The organism is Streptomyces sp. NPDC091412, assembly GCF_044756885.1.
In the GTDB taxonomy this organism is placed as follows: domain Bacteria; phylum Actinomycetota; class Actinomycetes; order Streptomycetales; family Streptomycetaceae; genus Streptomyces.
The window spans coordinates 1-1,115 of the sequence record NZ_JBIVTV010000063.1 but is presented as its reverse complement, the minus strand read 5'-3'; the positions used below and the strand labels follow the sequence as shown (position 1 = coordinate 1,115).

1 protein-coding gene is annotated in these 1,115 nt (G+C 69.1%); it reads left to right on the top strand.

Annotated elements, in window-relative coordinates; all coding sequences use genetic code 11:
• A partial coding sequence (locus ACIQMV_RS39380) for an acyl-CoA dehydrogenase (RefSeq protein WP_402597925.1) occupies positions 1–1,115 on the top strand: 1,115 nt, incomplete at both ends.

Sequence of the window (1,115 nt, the reverse complement as noted above, 5' to 3'; positions counted from 1 at the left end):
GACTTCGACCTGTACCGCCCGTCCGAGGAGCACGACATGCTCCGTGACGCCGTCCGTTCGCTGGCCGAGGCGAAGATCGCGCCGTACGCCGCCGCGGTGGACGAGGAGGCCCGCTTCCCCCAGGAGGCCCTGGAGGCGCTGGTCGCCAACGACCTGCACGCCGTGCACGTGCCCGAGGAGTACGGCGGCGCGGGCGCGGACGCCCTCGCGACGGTCGTCGTGATCGAGGAGGTGGCCCGTGTCTGCGCCTCCTCCTCCCTCATCCCGGCCGTGAACAAGCTGGGCTCGCTGCCGGTGATGCTCTCCGGCTCCGAGGACCTGAAGAAGAGGTACCTGGCCCCGCTCGCCAAGGGCAACGCGATGTTCTCGTACTGCCTGTCCGAGCCGGACGCGGGCTCCGACGCGGCCGGCATGAAGACCAAGGCGGTCCGCGAGGGCGACACGTACGTCCTCAACGGCGTCAAGCGCTGGATCACCAACGCGGGCGTGTCCGACTTCTACACGGTGATGGCCGTCACCGACCCCGACAAGCGCAGCAAGGGCATCTCGGCGTTCGTCGTCGAGAAGTCGGACCCCGGGGTCTCCTTCGGCGCCCCGGAGAAGAAGCTCGGCATCAAGGGCTCCCCGACCCGCGAGGTCTACCTGGACAACGTCCGGATCCCCGCCGACCGCATGATCGGCGCCGAGGGCACCGGCTTCGCCACGGCGATGAAGACCCTGGACCACACCCGCATCACCATCGCGGCCCAGGCCCTCGGCATCGCCCAGGGTGCCCTCGACTACGCCAAGGGCTACGTCAAGGAGCGCAAGCAGTTCGGCAAGCCGATCGCCGACTTCCAGGGCATCCAGTTCATGCTCGCCGACATGGCCATGAAGATCGAGGCCGCCCGCAACCTCACCTACGCGGCCGCCGCCAAGTCCGAGCGGGGCGATTCCGACCTCACCTTCCAGGGCGCCGCCGCCAAGTGCTTCGCCTCGGACGTCGCCATGGAGGTCACCACGGACGCCGTCCAGCTCCTCGGCGGCTACGGCTACACCCGCGACTACCCGGTCGAGCGCATGATGCGCGACGCCAAGATCACGCAGATCTACGAGGGCACGAACCAGGTCCAGCG